Consider the following 21,830-nt stretch of genomic DNA (forward strand, 5'->3'; position numbering starts at 1 on the left):
CCGTGCCGCCGCGCCCGATTCAGCGGACCGCCGCCTCGGCGGCACGCTCCCGGGCCGGCAGCACACACCAGGCCGCGACGGTCCCGGCCACCAGGAACAGCGCGCCGACCGCGAAGCCGATCGAGTAGCCGTCCCGCGGGGTGCCCGCGCCACTCGCGATCGTCACCAGCACCGCGAGCCCGATGGTGCCGCCGAGCTGCCGGGATGAGTTGACCACGCCGGAGGCCACGCCGACGTCTTCCGGCGCCACCCCTTCGGTGGCGATCGCGCCGACCAGCACCATGGCGCCGCCCACCCCGATCGCGCAGACCACCGACGGCGCCAGGATGCCGACCCAGAAGTCGAAGTCGGCGGGCATCCGGGAGAACAGCCACAAGCCGATCGCCGCGCACACGCCGAACACCGCGATCGCGTTGCGCGGCCCGATCCGCGCGGCGAGCTTCGGTGCCGCCGCCACGCCGATGAACACGCAGAAGGAGAACGGCAGGAACAGGGTGCCGGCGATGTCCGGCTCGACGTTCCAGACCGTCTGGACGTACAGCGAGGCGAAGTAGAACGCGGCCAGCTGACCGGCGGCGAGCATGAACCCGAACAGGTTCGCCCCCAGAATGGAGCGGCGGCGCACCAGCGACGGCGGCATCAAGGGATACGGCGTCGTCCGTTCCACCGCCGCGAAGGCGGCCAGCAGGAGGATCGCGACCGCCAGGCCGACGAGGCAGCGCGCCGAGCCCCAGCCGTGGTCGCCCGCGGAACTGACTCCGTACACGAGCGCTGCCACTCCCGCCGTCACCAGGACGGCGCCGACCACGTCGAGCCGGCCGGCGCCCCGTTCGTGTCCCGCGGGAACCGACGCGAACGCCGCGATCAGGGCGATCAGCACCAGCGGCACGTTGACCAGGAGTACCGCGCGCCAGGAGAACCAGTCGGTGAGCAACCCGCTCAGCACCACGCCCACCGCGCCGCCGGCGGCGCCGGCCGCGGCCCACACCCCCATCGCCCGCTTGTGCTGGACCGGGTCGGCGACGGTCGCGACCAGCGCGAGCGACGCCGGCGCCAGCAGCGCCCCGGCGAGTCCCTGCAGGCCGCGGGCGGCGATCAGGACGCCGGGCGTATCGGCGAATCCGCCGAGCAGGCTCGCGGCGCCGAAGACCACCAGTCCGGCGAGGATCACCCGGCGACGGCCCCAGAGGTCGCCGAGCCGCCCGCCGAGCAGCATGAAACCCGCGAAGGTGAGCAGGTAGGCGGTGACCACCCACTGCAGCCCGGTCGCACTGAATCCGAGTTCGGTCCGGATCGCGGGGAGGGCGATATTGACCAGGGACATGTCCAGTGCCACCAGGAAGTTCAGGAAGAACACCGTGGCGAGCAAGGTGCCGTGATGCTGCTGCCGGGTGGGTGCGACCGTCATGCGAGTCTCCGAATCCGTTGCACGTACGCGTACGAATACGTACGCGTACGTTAGGCTAGGCTTACTCACGGTGATTCGCAAGAGACCGGTCGTCATGCGCGATGATGCATCCATGCCGCCCACTCCCCGTCTCGACCGCGACACGATCGTCGACGCCGCCCTGGCCTTGATCGAACGCGACGGCATCGACGCGCTGAGCATGCGCCGACTGGCCACCGAGCTCGATTCCAAGCCGATGTCGCTGTACCACTACGTGCCGAACAAGGCAGAGCTGCTCGCCCTCGTCCTCGACGAGCTGGCCGCGCGGATCTCGTGGTCGATCCCCGACGGCAGTCCGCGCGACCGCATGATCGGCGTGGCGATGGAGATGTACACGCAGTTGCTCCGCATCCCGTGGATCATCACCGTGCTGCGCGAGGGCCGCACCACCGGCCGGTCGGCGCTGATCCTCACCGACAGCTTCCTGGCCGCGGCCGGAGAAGCCGGGCTCGACCGGCGGCGGGCGTTCGGGCTGTGGCGCGCGAGCTGGGATCTCGTCGCCTCCGAGGTCGGCTGGCAGTACTCGATGTCCCAGCGGCCCGACGACCAGCGGCTCTGGTTTCAGCGCGCCGACTCCGGCGATCTCGCCGCCGACTACCCCACCGTGGCCGCCCTGCTCCCGGAGTGGAGCGAGCTGTCCCGCGGCTTCGACCTCCGCGAGGTGATCACCGACCTGATCGACGGTGCCCTCGCGCGCTGACCGGCACGTTCCGCGGCACCGCCGATGTTGTCCACAGGGTGTGGACAACGACGTCGACGGCCGGCCGCCTCCGGTGTCAGGCTGACGCCATGAACATCCCGAACTCGCAGCGCGCACTGCCCGTCCTGGTCCCCGGCACCCCGGTGCTGGTCCGCGAGGACGGCAGCCTGCACATCGGCTACGACCCGGCGACCGCGCTGATCGTGCACCTCGACCCGCCCGCGATCCCCGCGGTCGTCGCCGACGTGCTCGGCGCACTGCGCCGGCCCCTCTACCGCGACCAGTTACGCGCCAAGGTGCGCGCCGCGGGGCTCACGGCGGCGTCGTTCAGCGTCCTGCTCGACCGGCTGGTGACCGCGGGCAAAGCGCGCCTTCCGGCGGCGTCGTACGACGCCGGTCTGCGGGTCCGGATCCTCGGTGACGACGCACTGGCGCGGCGACTCGCCGACGAACTGACCGACGCCGGGCTGGTCGTCGTCGGCGACCCGCTCGGCCCGTCGTCGGTGTCCCGGTTCGAGCACCTCGACTGCCGGCTGGTGGTGCTCGCCGACCGGCTCGGCGTCGACCCCGCGGTCGCCGCCGGGCTGATGACCGCGCGGCTGCCGCACCTGCCGGTGGTCGTACAGGACGGCGCCGGGATGATCGGCCCGTTGGTCCTGCCCGGGCATTCCAGCTGTCTGCGCTGCGCCGACCTGCACCGCTGCGACCTGGACCCGGAGTGGCCGCTGCTCACGACCCGGCTCGCCACCGTCCCCGGCGGTGACGACCCCGTCACCGTCGCGCTGACCGCCCTGATGGCGCGGCAGGAGATCGCCGGACTGGCCGCACGGCTGGCCGACCCGGTCGGTGCCGCGCCGCAGACGCTGGGACATCGTCTGCGGGTGCGCGTGCAACCGGCCGGAACGGATCTGCTCGCCGCACCGGTGCACCCCGCGTGCGACTGCTGCTACCCGCCGCCGGGCCCGGCCGTCCACTATCCTCGGAGCAGGCGAAAGGACTGCGTTGAGCGACGAGATCACACGGGGGCAGGGCCGTCGAAATGCGAAGCTGGCGGCGCTGCCGCTCGGCATGGCAGGCCGGGCCGCTGCCGGATTCGGCAAGCGGCTGGCCGGCAAGAGCAAGGATGAGGTCAGCGCCGAGGTGATGGCCAAGACCGCCGAGCAGCTGTTCGCCGTCCTCGGCGAGCTCAAGGGCGGCGCGATGAAGGTCGGTCAGGCGCTGTCGATCATGGAGGCCGCCGTCCCCGAGGAGTTCGGCGAGCCCTTCCGCGAGGCGCTGACCAAACTGCAGGCCGAGGCGCCGCCGATGCCGATCGCGACCGTCCACAAGGTGCTCGACCAGCAGCTCGGCACCCGCTGGCGGGAACGCTTCGCGTCGTTCGAGGAGACCCCCGCGGCGTCGGCGAGCATCGGCCAGGTGCACAAGGCGGTGTGGGCCGACGGCCGTCCGGTCGCGGTCAAGGTGCAGTACCCGGGCGCCGACCACGCCCTGAAGGCCGATCTCAAGACCCTGAGCCGGATGTCCGGCCTGATCCAGAAGCTCTCCCCCGGTACCGACGCCAAGGCGATGATCGACGAGCTGATCGACCGCACCGAGGACGAGCTGGACTATCTCGCCGAGGCCGACTACCAGCGGGCTTTCGCGCGGGCCTTCGACGGCGACCCCGACTTCGTGATCCCCAAGGTGGTGGCCAGCGCGCCGAAGGTGATCGTGTCCGAGTGGATCGAGGGCACCCGGCTGAGCAAGATCATCACCGACGGCACCCGTGCGCAGCGCAACGACGCCGCCACCAAGATGACGACCTTCGAGTTCTCCTCCCCGTCGCGCGTCGGTCTGCTGCACGGCGATCCGCACCCGGGGAACTTCTTCGTCCTCGACGACGGACGCTTCGGCGTCCTCGACTTCGGGGCGATCGGCCAGTACCCGAACGGTCTGCCGCCGGAGACCGGGCCGATCCTCGCGCTGGCCCGAGACAAGCGGTACGACGAGCTGCGCGACATGCTGGTGGAGCACGATTTCATCCGCGCCGCGTACGCGGCGAAGGTGTCGTCGCAGGATCTCGCGAAGTACCTGCAGCCCTACGTCGATCCGCTGTACAGCGACTCGTTCCACTTCACCCGCCGGTGGCTGCAGCGCGCGGCGGGCAAGGCGACGGACATGACCGGCGACGTCTACAAGACCTCCCGGCATATGAATCTGCCGAAGGAGTACGTGATGGTGTTCCGGGTGCTCCTCGGCTGCGTCGGCATCGCCGCGCAGCTCGACGCCGAGGCGCCCTACCGCGCGATCATGTACCGCTGGGTGCCCGGTCTGGAGGAGGAACTCCCCGCCGAGGCGTGATCGGCGTTTCCCCCGTCGCCGCCATGTCGCGGGTCTGTTTCCGGGTCGCCCGTCCCGGACGACCCGCGACATGGAAAAGGACCCGTGACGCACCCCCGGAAGGGGCGCGTCACGGGTCCGAATTCGTCAGCTCGCGTTCTTCCGCGGGCGTCCGCGCGGGCGCTTGCGGGCGATGATGACGCCGCGATCGAAGATCTCGCCGCCCCACACGCCCCAGGGCTCGCCGCGGTCGACGGCCTCGGCGAGGCACGGGGCCTGCAGCGGGCACGCGCGGCACAGGCTCTTGGCCTTCTCCAGTGCGGCGGGCTCCTCGGCGAACCACAGGTCCGCGTCGCCGCTCTGGCAAGGCAGGTCTATTCGGTGGGTCGCCGGAGACTCCTCCGGCGTCCCCGTGATCGGGGTGGTCAGTTCGGTGATGGTCATGTGCTGGGTCTTTCGCGGGGATGGCTGGGTGGTCCGTGCGCGAAACCCGTGCGGCCGGTGAAGAAAGAGTTCGGCCCCGGGGATTCGCTGACGCGATTCGCCGGGGCCGGTAGTCAGATGTCTGCGGAGCCGTCTACGTTTCGACCAACGCGGGACGGCCCGAGAGTCGGGCCACGGGGAATCGCCGGCGCGCTCGCGCTGCGTCAGCAGGCACTGCTGCTGCCAGATGCTCGTGCTGCCAGATGACGGCGATCTTCTTCATCGCGGGCGACTTCCTTCCTCGGATCGATTCCCTCGTGTTCCCTCATGGAACAACGACGACCACGCTACGCCTCCGCCACGAAAGCGCGCAATCTATTTTTGACCTGCGGCGATGCGTAGACCCCGCGCCGGTCGAGCCGCGATCGCGACAGCCCGCGGGCGGACACGACAGCCGTCGTACACGCGACGGCCGCGGGTGTCGCGCGCTGTTCGGGTGTCGCCGCTGCGCGCCGGGTGTCGCGGCGGACCCTTTCGGCGCCGTGTCGCCGGTCGGCTCGGCGGGCTCAAGAGAAGGTGGCGGCACCGCTCCGCCGGCCGGCCGGCCGGCCCGGGCGACGCCGTCGGCAGAGTGCCGAATCGAGGCCCGCCACGAACCCCGATTCGGCGCTCTGCCGAACCGAGACCACCCGGGCGCGGGCGATTCAAGGTCTCGCCGGTTCGGAATCACCGACGCCCGACACACCGCGTCCGCCGCCCGGCGTTCGGCGGGCGGCCGAGTGCCGGAAGGCGACTTCGGCGGTACCGCTGGTGTCGCGTGTCGAAAATTGTCGAATGGTTGCCGTGAGTCAGATGGGCGGCCGGCAAGGCGGAGAAGGGAAGCATAGCGGCGCTATGCCGACCGACGACAACGCCGCCAGGCGTTCATCTGGCCGCGGCATACCGACGATGAATTTTCGGCACGCGACACCAGGTCGCGTCTCTCAAATCCTCTCCGTAGGCATCGGTGGATCCGCTGGGCGGCCGGCAAGGCGGAGGGGGGAAGCATAGCGGCGCCATGCCGACCGACGACAACGCCGCCGGGCGCTGCGCGGGCCGCCGAGGACCGGAAAGAGATTTGGGAGACACGGCCTAGCTTCGGTGGGCCGCGATGACCGACAGGACGGCGTCGCCGATCTGCTCGACCCGCTCCGGGTTCATCCCGCTGATGCGGCGCAGCTCGTCGGGGGTCGACGGCAGCACCCGCGCCAGCTGCTTGAGGACGTTGCCGCTGCACACGTTCGGTTCGCTGATGCCCGCGGCCTCGGCGTAGTCGGTGCGCCACTCACGCAGCGCGTCGTGCACGGCCCTGTCCAGCCCGGCCGGCGCGGCCGGTTCCGCGGCGCGCGACCGCTCGGTGGGCACCAGGCCGTCGAGGAATCGTGAACGACGACGGGTCGCCGGCCTGCCCTCGGTGCGGGCCAGGCTCCACGACAAATGCAGGTGCTTGCGCGCCCGGGTGACGCCCACGTAGAGCAGACGGCGCTCCTCCTCGACCTCCTCGGGGGTGCCGGAGGCCCGCCCGAGCGGCATCGATCCCTCGTGCAGCCCGGTGAGCAGCACGGCGTCCCATTCCAGGCCCTTCGCCGCGTGCAGCGAGGCGAGAGTGACGCCGCGCTCGGTATCACCGCCGGTGCGTGCACGATCGGCCAGCGCGGACACGAGTCCCGGAAACTCCAGGCCGCCGCGCTCGGCCAGGATCTCGTCGGCCAGTTCCACCAGCCGGACCATCTGCTGCCAGTTGGCCCGAGCCGCCGCGCCCGGCGGCTCGGCCTCGGCGTAGCCGAGCGGGCGCAACGCCACTCGCACCGCCTGGGCGGCCTCCATCGGCGGGGGCGGTCCCTGTGCGAGCGCGCCGAGTTTTCGCAGCGCCGCCTTGACCTGCGGCCGCTCGAAGAAGCCGAGATCACCGCGCACCCGGTAGTCGATACCGGCGGCCGCGAGCGCCTCCTCGTAGCCTTCCGAGACGGCGTTGATCCGGTACAGAATCGCGATCTCGTCGGCCGGAACTCCGGCGCGCAGCAGCCGCTTCACCTCGGCGACGACACCGACCACCTCCGAGTTCTCGTCCGGGTACTCGGCGAACACCGGGTCCGGGCCGTCGCCCGCCATGCCGAGCAGTTCCAGCCGGGTGCCCGCGACCCGGCCGCGCGCCTGGCCGATCACCCCGTTGGCCAGCGACACCACCTGATGCGTCGACCGATAGTCGCGTTCGAGCCGGACCAGGGTGGCGTCCGGGTAGGCGCGGGTGAAGTCCAGCAGATACCGCGGTGTGGCGCCGGTGAAACTGTAGATGGTCTGGTTGGCGTCGCCCACCACGGTCAGGTCGTCGCGGCCGCCGAGCCAGGCGGAGAGCAGACGTTGCTGGACCGGCGTCACGTCCTGGTACTCGTCGACGACGAAGCTGCGGTACCGCGACCGGAACTCCTCGGAGATCTGCGGTTCGCTGTGCAGGATCTCGGCGGTGTAGATGATCAGATCCTCGAAATCGAAGAACCATTCCCGCGAGGCACCGAGTTTGGCCTCCTCGTACGCGGCGAAGACCTGCGCGATGATCTCAGCCTTCATCGGCAGGTCGCGGCCCGTCGACCGTTTCGGATAGTCCGACGGACCAATCAGGCACGACTTGGCCCATTCGATCTCGGCCGCCAGATCGCGGATCAGCTCGCGGTCGGCGGTGTCCAGACCCGCGTCGCGCGCCGCGCGCCGCACCATCGGGAACTTGCTGTCCATCAACTCCCAGCGGACGTCACCGAACGCCCGCGGCCAGAAGTAGCGCAGTTGCCGCAGCGCCGCGGCGTGGAAGGTGAGCGCGGAGACCTGCTGCCCGGGTGCCGAGACCCCGAGCGCGGCGAGTCGTTGCCGCATCTCGGCGGCGGCGCGGGCGGTGAAGGTGACCGCGAGAACCTGGCCGGGATTCACTTGTCCGGAGTCGACCAGCGAGGCGATCCGGCGCGTGATGGTGCGCGTCTTGCCGGTGCCGGCACCGGCGAGCACGCAGACCGGGCCGCGCGGCGCGAGGACGGCCTCGAGCTGCTGGGGGTCGAGCCCGTCCCGGATCCCCGAACTCCGCTCGCCCCCCGAGCCTCGTTCGCTCCCCGAGCCTCGCTCGCTCCCTGAGCGCTGCTCGCTCCCTGAGCTCCGTCGAAGGGTCATGCGTTCACCGTCTCACGGGGTACTGACAACCGCGGCGGCCCGATCGGCCCGGCGGAATGACGGCGGACAGCTCAGAGCAGGCCCAGCGCGGACATGACCTCACCGATGCCCGGATTGGTCTTGGTGGAGCCGTCGGCGAACTTCACCGTGGGGACCACCCGGTTCCCGCCGTTCACACTCTCGACGAAGGCCGCGGCATCGGCGTCGGCTTCGACGTCGATCTCGGTGTACGGGATCTCGTTGCGGTTCAGGCTCGCCTTGAGCCGGACGCAGAACGGGCACCAGGAAGTCGTGTAGACAGTCAAATCGGCCACGTCGGCCAGTCTAACGCCAGCCCGGCCCGATCCCGCCGGGCACCACGGCGCACCCGACGACGCATTCCGTCCATCCACTCGAATTCCGTTGCACCACACGCTCTATTCCAGGTGGTGGAACGGAATGCCGGTGGTGAGACGGAATCCGGGCAACCGGCCTGCGACGTCGGAGCAGGGGCAGCGGGAGCAGCGGCGCGGCCCGTGGGGAGCGGGTGGAAGGCCGGCGATGCCGCAGCTCAGCCGAGCGGGACCGGCCACTCCATGGGATGCGTACGCGCGAGCGCCCAGCTGGTGATCAGCGACCGCGCGATGGAGACGGGCGGCGGGAGCATGAGGTCGGCGCCCTCGGTGTCGGTGCCCCAGTCCGCGTGGGTGTCCAGGGCGGTCCGCACCTGATCGCGGGTGAACCAGCGGGCCTCGGCCAGCTCGCCGTCGCGCAGGACGATCGGCTGCTCGGGGTCGGCGATCGCCTCGAAGCCGAGCATCAGTGACCGCGGGAACGGCCACGGCTGCGAGCCCAGGTAGGCCGGATCGCGGGCATCGACGCCGGCCTCCTCGGCGATCTCGCGCCGCACGCACTGTTCCAGCGACTCGCCCGGTTCGACGAACCCGGCCAGCGTGGAGAACATCGGCGACGGCCACACGTGCTGGCGGCCGAGCAGGACGCGATCGGCGCCGTCGTGCACCACCATGATGACGGCGGGGTCGGTGCGCGGATACTCCTCGGCGCCGTCGGGCCCGAGCCGCACCCAGCCGGCCCGGCCGACAGTCGTGGGGCTGCCGTCGCGAGGCGAGAAGGCCGCGCCGCGGTGCCAGTTCAGCAGACCGAGCGCGGTGGCGAGCAGACCGGCGTCGTCGGCGCTGAGCAGATGGGCCCCGGAGCGGGGATCGCCGGCCGGGCCGGGCACCGCGTCGGTGCGCAGTGCCCAGACGTCGGTGTCACCGGCGAGGCCGAGGAACACCGCGCCGTCCGGCGGGGTCGCGCCGAGTCCGGGAGCCGTGACCCAGCGGAGGGCACCGGCGCCGTCGACCGGGTAACGTCCGGCGCCGTCGACCAGCAGTACCCGCGCCGTCGACCAGCCCTGCGCGAGTCGGTCGGTCGCGTCACGGAGATGGTCGGCCCGGTCGAAGCCGGCTTGCGACAGCAGCGGGGGTTCGACGAATTCGAAGGTCGCCATCGTCACTCAGCTCCGCTCGCCCTGGCGCACGTACAGCAGCCGGTCGCCGACTTCGATGGCCTCGACCTCCGCGTCGCCGACGCGGTGCAGCTTGCCGTCGCGGACCACGCCCAGCACCAGGTCCTTGGTGTGCGCGGGCGAGCCGCCGGTCTCGGTCGGCTCCACCTCCCGCTCGGCGATGGCGTAGCCCTCCTCGGGGCTGAGCAGGTCTTCCACCACCTCCACCACCGACGGGGTGATGGTGGCGATGCCGAGCAGCCGGCCGGCCGTCTCCGACGACACGACCACCGAATTGGCACCGGATTGGCGCATCAGGTGGGTGTTCTCCGACTCGCGGATCGAGGCGACGATCTTGGCCCGCGGGTTCAGTTCACGCGCGGTGAGCGTCACCATCACGGCGGTGTCGTCGCGGTTGGCGGCGATCACCAGCGCGGCCGCGTGCTGGACGCCGGCCAGGCGCAGCACGTCCGACTTGGTGGCGTCGCCGCGCACGGTCACCAGACCGTCGGCGGCGGCCTCTTCGAGGGCGGTGGGATCGTCGTCGACCACCACCACCTCGCCGGGCCGCACGCCGTCGGCGAGGACGGCGGCGGTCGCGGTCCGGCCCTTGGTCCCGTAGCCGACGACGACGGTGTGATTGCGCACCCGATTCCTCCAGTTCTGGATCTTGATCGCCTGTCGCGAGCGCTCGGTGAGCACCTCCAGGGTGGTTCCGATCAGCACGATCAGGAAGAGCACACGCAGCGGCGTGATGAAGAGGACGTTGATCAGCCGGGCGGACTCGGTGATCGGCGTGATGTCGCCGTAGCCGGTGGTGGAGAGGGTGACCGCCGAGTAGTAGAGCGCGTCCAGGTACGACAGCGTCGAGCCCTTGGCGTCGCGGTAGCCGTAACGGTCGACGTAGACCACGAGCGAGCACAGGAACAGCGAGAACAGCGCCCACAGCACGCGGCGGCCGATGGCCTTGGCCGGACTGCGCTCCAGTTCGGGGATGCGCACGATACCGACGAGCGCGTAATCGGGCTTGTCCAGCAGGTCTCCGTCGCCCCGCCGGGCGCGGCGCAATCGCTCACGCATCGGCGACCGCCGGGGTGCACGTCCTCACATCAGCGAAGGCTACTCGATGGGCGCCTGCCCCACCGCCAGCAACTCCGCCAGCGCGTCGGCATCGGGAAGATTCTCCGGTTCCAGGGTGAAGTGATGGCGGACATACACGAAGGCCGCCCGCACCCGGTCGATGTCGACACCGCGCAGCCGGGCCCAGGCGACCCGATAGGCGGCCAGCTGCAGTTCCAGGGCCGGCCGTTTCGCCGGTTCGGGCACCGCGCCGGTCTTCCAGTCGACGACGAGGTAGCCCTCCTCGCCGCCGGCCGCACGCCGGTCGGCGAACACCGCGTCCATCCGGCCGCGGACCACCGTCGAACCGATCACCGTCTCGAAGCCGACCTCCACCTCCAGCGGCGTCCGGTCGGCCCACGGCGACGCCAGGAACGCCGCACGCAGCACCTCGAGGTCGTCGTCGACGGCGCTCTCGTCGGCGGCACCGGGAAGTTCGTCCAGGTCCAGGAGTCGCGTGGCACCGAAGCGGCGCTCCACCCACGCGTGGAAAGCGGTACCGCGCCGGGCCATCGGGTTCGGCCGGAACGGCACCGGACGACGCAGCCGCGCGGCGAAGGCCTGCTCGTCGGTACCGAGTTCCACCAGCTGGCTCACCGACAGCTGGCCGGGCAACTCGACCCCGACCTCGGCGGCGCCGGTGCGGCGTCGTTCATCGAGCAGGGCCGCGACCTCGGCCCGCCAGGCCGCAACCTCGGGGTCGTCGGTGTCCGGCGGATCGATGGGGACCAGTGCCCGGTCGGCGCGGGCCTGTTCGACGGCCGCGGCCGCCGCACGCAGCGCAGGGCGCCGCTCCCCCAGCCGGTCGACGGGCCACGGCGCGGTGACCGGTTCGAGTGTCATCGGGTTCTCCGCCCCTTCGGGCGGTGGCGGCGCATCGACGTCGATCACCAGCCCGGGCGACCCGGCGGCGCGCACCAGTTCGGCGAGTTCGGTGAAGAACTCCGATCCGCCGCGCGGCTTGTCGCCGGTGGCCGACCAGTGGTGGGCGGACACCAGGAGCGTCTGTTTGGCGCGGGTGAGAGCGACGTAGAGCAGGCGCCGGTCCTCGTCGAGGCGACGCTGCTTGATCGCCTCCTTGTGCGCGGTGATCGCCTCTTCGAGTTCTTTCCGGTCACCGACCGCGCCCAGCGGCAGCGGTGGAAAGCCCTCGTCGCCGTCGCCGCTCGCCAGGTCGCCGCGCAGCGGTGCCGGCAGCTCGCGGGCCGAACCCAGCCAGGTGGTGTCGGCCTTGGCGCTCGGGAAGATGCCCTTCGCCAGGTGCGGGACCACCACGATGTCCCACTCCAGTCCTTTGGAGGCGTGCACGGTGAGGATCTGCACGCGTTCCTCGGCCACCTCGACCTGACCGGCTTCCAGGCCCTTCTCCACCGATTCGGCGGTGTCCAGGAACGCGAGCAGCCCGGGCAGGGTGGCGCCGGGACGTTCGGCGTAGGCGGCGATGTATTCGGCGAAAGCGTCGAGGTGTTCCCGGCCGGTGACGGCACCGCGCATCCGGCGGGCCCGGATCTGCGCCTCGACCGCGACCCCGATGGTCTGCTCGACGTCGGCGACCAGCTCGGGCAGCGGCTGCCCGATACGACGGCGCAGTCGTTCGAGTTCGCGACCGAACGCCCGGATGCGCTGGTATCCGGCGGCGGTATAGCGGTCGCGGTCGCCGGGGTCGACCAGCGCGTCGCCGATCCCGGCGGCATCCACCGACTCCGCGGGCAGCGCCGATTCCAGCGCGGCGTCGAGTTCCGCGCGGGTGGCGACCACACCGGTGACCGGGTCGGCGGCCCCCGCCGCGAGTTCCCGCGCCCGCCGCCAGAGTGCGGCCAGATCGGCGGCGCCGAGCTGCCAGCGCGCCCCGGTGAGCAGCCGCATGGCGGCGGTGCCGGCCATCGGGTCGGCCATGAGGGTGAGGGTGGCGACGATGTCGGTGATCTCCGGGACATGCAGAAGTCCGCCGATGCCGACCACCTCGACCGGGATGCCCCGGGCTTCCAGGACCGCGGCGAGCGGCGCCGAATCCTCGTTGCGGCGCACCAGGATCGCGACCGTCGGCCGCGCGCGGCCGTCGCGCTCGGCGGCCCGGTAGGCGTCTTCGACGTGGCCGGCGAGCCACGCGCGCTCGTCGTCGACCGTCTCGGTAAGGGCGAGTCGCACGGCGCCCTCGGGCGCGTCGTCGCGCGGGCGGAGCGTGCTGACCGGCACACCGCGCGCCCGCAGCTGCGCGGACACCTCGTTGGCGAGGTAGAGGGTGCCGCGGCAGTTGCGCCAGCTGGTGAGCAGTTCGCGGCGGTGGGCTCCGGCCCACAAGCCGGCGCCGTCGGGGCGCGGGAAGTCCATCGCGAAGCGCGGCAGGTTGGCGGCCGACGCCCCGCGCCAGCCGTAGATCGACTGGATCGGGTCGCCGACGGCGGTCACCGCGAGCGGTGCGTTCCGCGTCCCGCCGAACAGCGCGGACAGCAACAGCCGCTGCGAGTGGCCGGTGTCCTGGTACTCGTCGAGCAAGACGGCCTTGATCCCGGCGCGTTCGGCGGCGACCACCTCCGGGTGCGTCGTGACCAACCGCGCCGCGAGCGACATCTGGCTGCCGAAGTCGAGGGCGCCCTGCTCGGTCATCTTGGCGCGCAACGCCTGGACCAGGGGCAGCAAGGCGCGACGTTCGTCGATCACGTCCTGTATCGCGCGCAGGGCCTTGCTCGGTTCGGCCCGCTGTCGCGGCCCCTTCGGCAGGGTGTCGATCAAGGAGTAGAGGTCACTGCCCGCGGCGGCGAGGGCGTCGTCGTCGACCAGATGCTCGGCCATCTCCGAGTACAGGTTCAGGACGGCCTCGGTGACGCTGGACGGCACCTTCGTGGTGGCCAGCTCGTGCGGCCAGGCGGTGACCACGGAGAACGCGAGCTGCCAGAGCTCGGTCTCGCTCAGCAGCGTCGACGACGGTTCCACCGGCAGCAGCAGTCCGTAGTCGGCGATCAGCCGGCCCGCGTAGGCGTGGTAGGTGCTGACCTCGGCGTCGGCGCTGCGCAGCACCGCGGCCAGGTCACCGCCCGGGTCCCAGTCGAGCAGGGCGGGTGACCCGGCGAGCATCGACAGCCGACGGCGGATACGCGCGCCGAGCTCGCTGGCGGCCTTGCGGGTGAAGGTGAGACCGAGGATCTCGTCGGGCGCCACGAGGCGGTTGGCGACCAGCCACACCACCCGCGAGGCCATGGTCTCGGTCTTGCCCGCGCCCGCGCCCGCCACCACGAGCATCGGTTCCAGCGGTGCCTCGATCACCTCGACCTGCTCGTCGGTGGGCGACGGCAGTCCGAGGGCCGCGGCGAGCGACCGCGCCGAGACCCGGCGAACGGCGGACGACGGCTCAGTCATCGGTGACCGCCTTCCCCCGCAGTTGGGCCGGACAGCTCGTGGTGAGCGCGCAGTGCTGGCAGCCGGGGTTGACGGCGGCCACGAAGCCGGGCCCGATGCTGGCGCGCGCGGCCCGCCGGACCACGCCGATCCACTCGTCCACCTGTTCCGGGGTCAGCGGTTCCTGCACCCGCTCGGCGGCGCCGGTCGTGCGGTTGGCCGTCGCCACGTAGACCAGGCGCCCGCCGCCGGTGGCCCCGGGCGCGAAGCCCTCGACGCCGCCCAGCAGCAGTGCCAGCTGGTAGGCCGCGAGCTGCGGGTGCGCGGCGGCGTCGTTGGCGGTGATCACCGTCTTGCCGGTCTTGACGTCGATCACCACCGGGCGGCCGAGATCATCGGTCTCCAGGCGGTCGATCCGACCGACGAGTCGCACCGGCAGGTCGTCGTCGGGGCTCTCCGCTGCGGGTGGCACCGCCGCCTCGATGCCCACCTCGACGGCGGCCTCCCGCAGCTCGCTGCGCGAGTAGTCGAGCCAGTTCCGGAAGTTGACCAGCATCGACTCGGCGCGGGCCAGTTCCCGGTCGCTGAACCACGCGGCCGGCGACGACACGCGGTCCCAGATCTCGTGCAGGGCCCGGGTGACCTCGGCGTGGTCGAGTTCGCCGGCGACGGCCTGCACCAGCGTGTGCACCAGGGTTCCGGTGACGGCGGGCTCGGCGTCGCCGTCGCGGCCGCCGTGCCGTTCCAGCATCCAGCGCAGCGAACAGCGACTGAGCGCATCGACGTTCGACGGCGAGAGTGTGCGCGGTCCCAGTTCAGGGGTCCAGAGCGGGTCGTCGCTGCTCGGATCCAGCAGGCCGTACCACTCGTGCGGCGCGGCACCGGGCACGTCGTCCGCGGCGAGTTCGGCGAGGAGATCGGCGGCGGCCGCACGTCGCTCCTCCGGTATCGCCGGGTCGACCAGCGCCGACCGTAGTTCGGCGACCATCGACGGCAGCGACAGCAGGCGGCGCTGCCCGGCGTCGAGCGGCACCTCGTCGGCGGCCTCGCCGGTCAGCTCGTGGTCGGCCCCGTACCCGCCGAGGGCGTCGGCGATCTCCGGGATGAACCGCGACGGCGACTCGTCGCCCGTGCCGTCCTCGACGGCGGTGACCAGCAGGGTGCGCCGGGCACGACTGCACGCCACCAGCAGCAGCCGCCGTTCGTCGGCGAGCAGTACCGCATTGCGCGACACCGTGTCGAGGGCGCCGGCGTCCACGCCGTCGAGCAGGTCGATCAGCGCGGGGGTACCGAGCACGCTGCCGCGGCTGCGCAGCGAGGGCCACAGGCCGTCGAGCACCCCGGCGACCGCGACCACCTCCCATTCCCGGCCGGCCGCCGAGTGCGCCGACAGCAGTTGCACGGCGTCGGCGGCGGCCGTCGGGGTCCGCGACTCACGCGGGATCTGCAGCTGCCGCAGGTAGTGCAGGAATCCGTCGAGACCTCCCGCGGGGAGGTTGTCGGTGTACGACGCCGCCGCCTCGAACAGCGCCAGCATCGCGTCGAGGTCCCGATCGGCCTGCGCGCCCGACCGCTCGCCGCGCAGCGACCGGCCCAGCCAGGTGCGTTCGAGGCCGGAGGCCCGCCAGGCGCGCCAGAGGGTTTCTTCGACGCCCTGCCCGGTGCGATCGGCGATGCGCGCGGCCTGCACCACTTTCAGCGTGCGGACCAGCGGCTCGGATTCGAACTCGGTGAGTCCGCGCACGTAGGCGTCGGCGACCACCGGATCCCCCAGCGCGGCGGCCAGGGCGGTCAGCGAGTCGGGCGGACCGCCGGACTCCGGGGCGCCGGGGACCAGCGGTTCTCCGGCCGCCGCGGCGTCCTCGTGGAGCCGCCGGATACCGCGGCGGAGTCGCCGGAGCTGGCCGGGGCCGGCGGCGCCGATCGGGCCGGACAGCAGCGTGAGCACCGCGTCCGGCTCGAGCGGTTCGGTGCCGGCCGCGGCGGCCAGTGCGGCGGTGAAGGCTTCGACGGCGCGCTGACGGTACAGCGGCAGGTCGCTGGTGGGCGTCGCCACCGGGACCCCCGCCGAGGCGAATGCCCGGCGCAGCGCGGGCAGCGCGCGCGGCACGGACCGGACGATCACCGCCATCTCCGACCACGGCACGCCTTCGAAGAGGTGGGCCCGGCGCAGCAGGTCCGCCACCGCGGTCGCTTCCTTCGCGGCCGAGGAGAACACCCGCACCGACGCCCGGCCGTCGCCGGGCGCCGCTTCGGGGTAGGGCTGCGGCCGGGCGCCGGGGAGTCGTGCGGCGAGCGCCCGGCCGACCAGCCCGGCCTCGCCGGCGGCGCGGTGTCCCCGGGTGAGCGTCACGTCGCGTCCGCCGGGGAGTTCGGCGAAGAAGCGCGGGCTGGCGCCACGGAAGGAGTAGATGGACTGATCCGGGTCGGCGGCGATCACCGTCAGATCACTGCCGGTGCCGATCAACTCCACGAGGCGGGCGGCCTGCGGATCGAGGTGCTGCGCGTCGTCGACCAGCACGCACCGCAACCGGGCGCGCTGATCGGCGAGCAGCTGCGGTTCTCCGGCCAGCGCCGACAGCGCCGAGCCCACCAGTTCGGCGGCGTCGACGGCCTGCGGCCCGGCCTCCGGCGCATCGACGCCGACGGACTCCCGCAGCAGCATGGTCCCCTCGTACTGGGCGAACGCCGTTCCCGCCGCCACCCACTCGGGACGCCGATGCCGGCGCCCCAGCTCGGTCAGATCCTCCGGGCCGAGACCGCGCTCGGCGGCGCGCATCAGCAGGTCGCGCAGGGCTTGCGCGAAACCGTCCGTCGCGAGCGCCGGCCGCAGCGACTCCGGCCAGTAGGCGGCGCCGTCCTCGAGGTCGCCGGCCAGCAACTCGCGCAGGATCACGTCCTGTTCGGAACCGGTGATGAGCCGGGGCGGCGGATTGCCGTGCGCGGCGGCCTGCAGGCGCAGCACCGCGAAGGCGTACGAGTGAACCGTGCGGACCAGCGGCTCCCGCAGCGCCGCACCGCTCCCGGACCGCCCGGCGGCCAGGACGCGCCGGGTGATCTCACCGCGCACCGCCGTCGCCGCCAGCCGGTTGGCGGTCAGCACGAGTACCGATTCCGGATCGGCGCCGTCGTCGAGGAGTCGTGCGACGGCGACGTCGACCAGCAGCGCGGTCTTCCCGGTGCCCGGCCCGCCCCGCACCCGATAGGGATGCCACGGCCGTTCCGGATCGCTCCGGTGCCCCGGCCGCAACAGTAGGGACGCGGCCTCCGGCCACTCGCGGACCGGCAGGCCGGCTGACGCCGGCGCGGCGATCAGTCGAGTCTGCGGAGTGGCCATGTGCACATGGAATCACGAGCCTCCGACAACCTAGTCTGGAGCCCATGACCGCCGAGCTGCACACTCATCTCTTCGGCCCGGACGACGCCCCGACGGTGCTCGCCCTCCACGGACTCACCGGGCACGGCAAGCGGTGGGGCCTCCTCGCCGACGACCTGCCGGGCGTGCGCGTCGTGGCGCCGGATCTGCTGGGTCACGGGCGTTCACCATGGTCGCCGCCGTGGCGGATCGAGGACCACGCCGAGGCGGTCGCCGCCGCCGTGGAACAGCACATCCCGGTCGGCCGGCGACCGGTGGTGGCCGTCGCCCACTCCTTCGGCAGCACGGTCGCTTTACGACTGGCGGCCACCCGTCCCGATCTGGTGCGCGCCCTCGTGCTCCTCGATCCGGCGCAGGGCCTCGATCCGTCGTTCGCGCTGGAGATGGCGCAGGCCTCCGTGGACCATTGGGGTTACCCGGACGCGGAGACCGCCGGGGCCGCCAAGCGCGCCGAGGGCTGGCGCGAGGTCCCCGATCACGTCCTGACCGACGAACTCGCCGAGCACCTGGTTCCCGACGGCGACGGCGTCGTCTGGCGGGTGTGCCTGCCCGCCGCGGCCACCGCGTGGAGCGAGATGGCCCGGCCCGCCCAGCTGCCGCCGGAGGGGGTGTCGACCCGGATCGTCGTCGCCGACCGCGTGCAACCCCCGTTCGTCACCGCGGACTTCCTGGCGCGCTGCGCCGCCGAACGGCCCGAGACGACCGTCCACCACGTCGACACCGAGCACATGGTGCCGTTCCTCGCCCCGGAAGCGGTCGCCGGGCTGATCCGGGAAGTCCTGTAGCCGTGCCGATCACCGACGAACAGGTCGAGCTGGTGCGCGCGCTGATCCGCGCCATTCCGCCGGGGCAGGTATCGACCTACGGCGACCTCGCCGACGCCGCGGGCCTCACCAACCCTCGCCAGGTGGGCTGGATCCTCCGCACCGACGGCGCCGACCTGCCGTGGCAGCGGGTGATCGCCGCCTCCGGCCGCCCCGCCGTGCACAAGGCGCGCGAGCAACTGGAACTCCTGCGCGCCGAGGGCGCCCCGATCGACGGTGACCGGGTGGTTCTGCGGAAGTGCCGGGCTCAGCTGGGTTGAGGTAGCGAGACGGAGCGCTTGCTTTAGCGGCGTTTCGACACGACTCGCCTAGCGGCTCGTCGGCTCAACGGGCGGCGAGGCGATCGTCGATTCGACGGGCTGTCAGGCGGTCGCCGGCTCAACGGGCTGATAGGCCGTCGTCGGCTCACCAAGCGGGTGGGGAGTCGGACGGCAGGCTGTCGCGGATGCGGTCATTATTCCCGCTTGTGCGACGGTCTGCGATCAGCCGGCCCTACACCAGCAGGCGGACCCGATCAACGACACGCAGCAGCCCGGGGAGCGCGCCCGACGTGGACCGCGGATGCAGCGCGTGCACGCCCAGCCGGAACATGGTGGCGCGCAGGAGCATCTGCGGCCAGTCCTCCAGGTCCGACCAGCGGTCGATCAGATCCTCGTCGGCGCCACCCCAGGCGAGGGCGTCGACGACGACCACCGCCGACGCCCATGACGCGGGCCGCCAGTACGGCACGATGTCGGTGATCGCCGGGGCCGCGGCACCGGCGAACAGCACCGTGCCGAACAGGTCGCCGTGCACCACCTGCGGGGTCGCGGTGACCGGCCGGCGCAGGCCGGCGAGGGTCTTCAGCGCGGCCAGTGATTGCAGCGCGTCCTCGGTGTCCGGCTCGGCCATGCCCGCGGCGCGCGCCGACCGCAGCGGCACGTCTTCCCAGGCGCCGCGGTCGGCCGCGTTGAAGACGTCGACGTCGCCGAACGGCGGGGCCGGCGGTTGCAGCAGGAAGCGCGGCCGTTCGAGCTTGGCGAGCGCACCGTGCAGGCGGTCGGCGACGGCCAGGACCTCATCGTGCCGGGGCTCCGGACTGCCCGCGACGTAGGTGTCCGCGCGCCAGCCGGAGACCACGTAGCGGCCGTCGCTCGCGCGCAGCGGGCGCGCGATCCGCATGCCCTCGACGTACAGGTTCTCCCGGGCCGCGGCGGACCACGCCGCACGCGCATGATCGGGCACCAGCGTCAGCACGACTTCCCCGACGCGCCAGCCGACCACCCCGCTGCCCTCCATCGCGATGGGGGGATGCGCGGTCAGCCCGAAGGTGGTCAGCACCTGCTCCGGCGGCTCGGCAATCATGGTCACCCTCGAAACATTACCCACGACCAGGCCGCGGCCCGGTGAAGCCACACCGTGCGCCGCCGCACACCGCGGACGGCGGGTCAGTAGATCGGCATGGCCGGATCGACCTGCTCGGCCCAGGCGACGATGCCGCCGCGCAGGTGCCGCACCCGTTGCAGGCCGGCCGCCCGCAGGGCCAGCAGCGCCTCGGCCGAGCGGACCCCGGTCTTGCAGTACAGCACCACATCGGCGTCGTGCGGGATCTCACCGAGCCCGGAACCCGAGGTCACCGCGCCCTTCGGCACCAGCCGGGCCCCGGGCAGCCGTACGATCTCCCACTCCACCGGCTCGCGCACGTCGATCAGCACCGGCGGCGACGGCGAATCCAGCGCCGCCCGCAGCTGTTCGGCGGTCACCTCGTCCGCGGGCTCCACCGCCGGCCGGGCGACGCCGCAGAAGGCCTCGTAGTCGTCGGCCAGCGCGGTGATCGGCGCCCGTTCGGGGTCGCGCCCGAAGCGCACCGTGCGCTGGGTCATCGCGAGCGCGTCGTACACCAGCAGCCGGCCCAGCAGCGGTTCCCCGATGCCGCAGATCAGCTTGATCGCCTCGGTGCCCATCAGCGAGCCGATGGTCGCGCAGAGGATGCCCAGGACGCCGCCCTCCGCGCACGACGGCACCAGCCCGGGCGGCGGCGGGTCCGGATACAGGTCCCGGTAGTTGCGTCCACGACCGCCGGGGGCGTCGTCGTAGAACACCGAGACCTGCCCGGTGAACCGGAAGATCGAGCCCCACACGTACGGTTTGCCGGCCAGCGCGGCGGCGTCGTTGACCAGGTACCGGGTGGCGAAGTTGTCGGTGCCGTCGAGGATCAGGTCGTAGCCGGAGAACAGTTCGACGGCGTTGTCGGCGGTCAGCGCGAGGTCGTGCACCCGGGTGCGCACCAGTGGATTGAGGGCGGCGATCGACTCGGCCGCGGAGGCGGTCTTCCGGCGGCCCACATCGGCGGTGGAATGGATCACCTGGCGCTGCAGATTCGACCGGTCGACGACGTCGAAGTCGACGATCCCGAGCGTGCCGATCCCCGCGGCGGCGAGGTACAGCAGGGTCGGCGAGCCCAGCCCGCCCGCGCCCATCACCAGTACCCGGGCGTTCGCCAGACGGCGCTGCCCGACCGTGCCGACCTCGGGGATGATCAGGTGCCTGCTGTACCGGGCGATCTCCTCGGCGGTCAGCTCCGGACCCGGTTCCACCAGCGGTGGCAGCGGTCCCTGCGGCGCGGTCACTTGTCCGGGTAGGGCCAGGGGTTCGGCCGGCAGGTGAAGGTGCGATTGGCCTTCATCCCCGGATCGAGGGCGAGGATGTCGCTATTCGACGTCCCGAAGGTCTGCTGCATCATGACCGGCGCCAGCGCACCGTCCTTCTCGCACGGGAGGTGGTGCTCGTAGCCGATGCCGTGGCCGGTCTCGTGATTGATCATGTACTGCCGGTAGGCGATGTCGTCGCCGTCGAACGCGGTGGCGCCGCGGATCCAGCGAGCCTCGTTGAGCACCACCCGCACCTCCGGCGGGTAGAAGCACGACGTCTCCAGCTTGATCTGGTAGCCGCACAGCTCACGCGAGGTGTCGGTGGAGGTCAGCGAGATCCGGAGTTCGGGCTCACCCTTGTCGATCCGGCGGAACGCCACCTTGCCCCCGCCGATCCAGCTCTTCGGGTTCGCGAGGGTGGCGTCGACCAGTTTGGCGAAGGCCTTGTCGCCGCCGTAGTCCGACGACTTGAGGCCGTCCTCCACCTCGACGGTGTACGTGTACACCTCGTCGCCGGTGCCGATCTTGTCGGTGGTGCCGGGCACGACGTGGAAGGTCTGCTCGCCCTTGGTGGTGTAGCTGCCGCCGTCCGGCAGCGTCCCGACCGGCAGGGCGCTCTCCGGGATGGTCGACGGCGCACCGACCGGCGTCGTCTCCTTGGTGATGTCCAGGTTGCGGGAATGCGGATCCACCGAGTCCGCCGCGTTCGCGGCGCGCCCACCGTCGTCGACGATGGTCACGACCAGCAGCGCGACGGTGAGCACCGCCAGCACGCCGATCGCCCAGGCGCGCCAGCCCCAGGTGCGGAAGAATCGCCCGATCGCGCCACCCGACTGCTGTGCGGTGCCGGACTGGTCGGCGATCGGGTCCCATCGGGCGCGCAGCGGCTGGTCGGGCCGCGGGCGCCGGGGGCGGCTCGGCCCCGGCGGTGGTGTACCGGTCACGTCACAACTGTCTCACAGACGTGCACCT

Annotated in this window: 16 protein-coding genes; 5 read left to right on the top strand and 11 right to left on the bottom strand. The window is 72.1% G+C overall.

The features are described from left to right. Window positions 1-19: 19 nt before the first annotated feature. Complete coding sequence (locus MYK68_RS16445) at window positions 20-1,408, bottom strand: MFS transporter (RefSeq protein WP_247864832.1); 1,389 nt, start codon at window positions 1,406-1,408, stop codon at window positions 20-22. Window positions 1,409-1,502: 94 nt separating this feature from the next. On the opposite strand from MYK68_RS16445, the gene MYK68_RS16450 reads away from it, so the two are divergent. The 3 genes from MYK68_RS16450 (at window position 1,503) to MYK68_RS16460 (ending at window position 4,487) form a co-directional block, all read left to right on the top strand. Then, window positions 1,503-2,147 carry a TetR/AcrR family transcriptional regulator gene (locus MYK68_RS16450; protein ID WP_247864833.1) on the top strand — a complete coding sequence of 215 codons (645 nt, stop codon included), beginning with the start codon at window positions 1,503-1,505 and terminating at the stop codon, window positions 2,145-2,147. An 89-nt stretch (window positions 2,148-2,236) separates the two neighbouring features. Continuing rightward, entirely contained in the window at window positions 2,237-3,274 is a 1,038-nt protein-coding gene (locus MYK68_RS16455) for a hypothetical protein (RefSeq protein WP_247864834.1), read from the top strand. After that, complete coding sequence (locus MYK68_RS16460; protein WP_247868083.1) at window positions 3,162-4,487, top strand: ABC1 kinase family protein; 1,326 nt, start codon at window positions 3,162-3,164, stop codon at window positions 4,485-4,487. The genes MYK68_RS16455 and MYK68_RS16460 overlap by 113 nt, the downstream gene beginning before the upstream one ends. Window positions 4,488-4,613: 126 nt before the next feature. On the opposite strand, the gene MYK68_RS16465 is transcribed toward MYK68_RS16460, so the two are convergent. The 7 genes from MYK68_RS16465 to MYK68_RS16495 form a co-directional block, all read right to left on the bottom strand. After that, window positions 4,614-4,910 carry a WhiB family transcriptional regulator gene (locus MYK68_RS16465; RefSeq protein WP_247864835.1) on the bottom strand — a complete coding sequence of 99 codons (297 nt, stop codon included), beginning with the start codon at window positions 4,908-4,910 and terminating at the stop codon, window positions 4,614-4,616. Window positions 4,911-6,020: 1,110 nt separating this feature from the next. Further along, window positions 6,021-8,084, bottom strand: a complete 2,064-nt coding sequence (locus MYK68_RS16470) for an ATP-dependent DNA helicase UvrD2 (protein WP_247864836.1) — start codon at window positions 8,082-8,084, stop codon at window positions 6,021-6,023. 71 nt (window positions 8,085-8,155) lie between these two features. Beyond that, the gene (locus MYK68_RS16475; protein WP_247868084.1) at window positions 8,156-8,407 is read right to left on the bottom strand and encodes a mycoredoxin; all 252 of its coding nucleotides are present in this window, start codon (window positions 8,405-8,407) and stop codon (window positions 8,156-8,158) included. A 227-nt stretch (window positions 8,408-8,634) separates the two neighbouring features. Further along, on the bottom strand, window positions 8,635-9,576 hold the full coding sequence (nudC, locus tag MYK68_RS16480; RefSeq protein WP_247864837.1) for an NAD(+) diphosphatase: 942 nt from the start codon (window positions 9,574-9,576) through the stop codon (window positions 8,635-8,637). Window positions 9,577-9,582: 6 nt separating this feature from the next. Continuing rightward, a complete protein-coding gene (locus MYK68_RS16485; RefSeq protein WP_247864838.1) occupies window positions 9,583-10,653 on the bottom strand; it encodes a potassium channel family protein in 1,071 nt (356 codons plus the stop codon). Between the two features lie 39 nt (window positions 10,654-10,692). After that, entirely contained in the window at window positions 10,693-14,049 is a 3,357-nt protein-coding gene (locus MYK68_RS16490; RefSeq protein ID WP_247864839.1) for an ATP-dependent helicase, read from the bottom strand. Continuing rightward, the gene (locus tag MYK68_RS16495; RefSeq protein ID WP_247864840.1) at window positions 14,042-17,365 is read right to left on the bottom strand and encodes an ATP-dependent helicase; all 3,324 of its coding nucleotides are present in this window, start codon (window positions 17,363-17,365) and stop codon (window positions 14,042-14,044) included. The genes MYK68_RS16490 and MYK68_RS16495 overlap by 8 nt, the downstream gene beginning before the upstream one ends. Before the next feature lie 44 nt (window positions 17,366-17,409). On the opposite strand from MYK68_RS16495, the gene MYK68_RS16500 reads away from it, so the two are divergent. Beyond that, window positions 17,410-18,189, top strand: a complete 780-nt coding sequence (locus MYK68_RS16500) for an alpha/beta fold hydrolase (RefSeq protein ID WP_247864841.1) — start codon at window positions 17,410-17,412, stop codon at window positions 18,187-18,189. 2 nt (window positions 18,190-18,191) lie between these two features. After that, a complete protein-coding gene (locus MYK68_RS16505) occupies window positions 18,192-18,488 on the top strand; it encodes an MGMT family protein (protein WP_247864842.1) in 297 nt (98 codons plus the stop codon). A gap of 232 nt (window positions 18,489-18,720) precedes the next feature. Here MYK68_RS16505 and MYK68_RS16510 read toward each other — a convergent pair whose 3' ends face one another. The 3 genes from MYK68_RS16510 to MYK68_RS16520 form a co-directional block, all read right to left on the bottom strand. Further along, window positions 18,721-19,572 (bottom strand): TIGR02569 family protein, encoded by an 852-nt coding sequence (locus tag MYK68_RS16510; protein ID WP_247868085.1) that lies wholly within the window; start codon window positions 19,570-19,572, stop codon window positions 18,721-18,723. 83 nt (window positions 19,573-19,655) lie between these two features. Further along, window positions 19,656-20,837, bottom strand: coding sequence for a molybdopterin-synthase adenylyltransferase MoeB (moeB, locus tag MYK68_RS16515; protein ID WP_247864843.1), 1,182 nt, complete (start codon window positions 20,835-20,837; stop codon window positions 19,656-19,658). Beyond that, on the bottom strand, window positions 20,834-21,802 hold the full coding sequence (locus tag MYK68_RS16520) for a DUF3152 domain-containing protein (protein ID WP_247864844.1): 969 nt from the start codon (window positions 21,800-21,802) through the stop codon (window positions 20,834-20,836). Before MYK68_RS16520 ends, moeB begins: the two co-directional genes overlap by 4 nt. Between the last annotated feature and the right edge of the window lie 28 nt (window positions 21,803-21,830).

The organism is Gordonia sp. PP30, assembly GCF_023100845.1.
Taxonomy (GTDB): domain Bacteria; phylum Actinomycetota; class Actinomycetes; order Mycobacteriales; family Mycobacteriaceae; genus Gordonia.

Bases quoted from the DNA above. Each gene is read 5' to 3' on its own strand.
- MYK68_RS16450 (WP_247864833.1), top strand. From the start codon at position 1,503: ATGCGCGATGATGCATCCATGCCGCCCACTCCCCGTCTCGACCGCGAC.
- MYK68_RS16465 (WP_247864835.1), bottom strand. From the start codon at position 4,910: ATGACCATCACCGAACTGACCACCCCGATCACGGGGACGCCGGAGGAG.
- MYK68_RS16495 (WP_247864840.1), bottom strand. From the start codon at position 17,365: ATGGCCACTCCGCAGACTCGACTGATCGCCGCGCCGGCGTCAGCCGGC.
- MYK68_RS16455 (WP_247864834.1), top strand. From the start codon at position 2,237: ATGAACATCCCGAACTCGCAGCGCGCACTGCCCGTCCTGGTCCCCGGC.
- MYK68_RS16490 (WP_247864839.1), bottom strand. From the start codon at position 14,049: ATGACTGAGCCGTCGTCCGCCGTTCGCCGGGTCTCGGCGCGGTCGCTC.
- MYK68_RS16470 (WP_247864836.1), bottom strand. From the start codon at position 8,084: ATGACCCTTCGACGGAGCTCAGGGAGCGAGCAGCGCTCAGGGAGCGAG.
- nudC (WP_247864837.1), bottom strand. From the start codon at position 9,576: ATGGCGACCTTCGAATTCGTCGAACCCCCGCTGCTGTCGCAAGCCGGC.
- MYK68_RS16445 (WP_247864832.1), bottom strand. From the start codon at position 1,408: ATGACGGTCGCACCCACCCGGCAGCAGCATCACGGCACCTTGCTCGCC.
- MYK68_RS16510 (WP_247868085.1), bottom strand. From the start codon at position 19,572: ATGATTGCCGAGCCGCCGGAGCAGGTGCTGACCACCTTCGGGCTGACC.
- MYK68_RS16500 (WP_247864841.1), top strand. From the start codon at position 17,410: ATGACCGCCGAGCTGCACACTCATCTCTTCGGCCCGGACGACGCCCCG.
- MYK68_RS16485 (WP_247864838.1), bottom strand. From the start codon at position 10,653: ATGCGTGAGCGATTGCGCCGCGCCCGGCGGGGCGACGGAGACCTGCTG.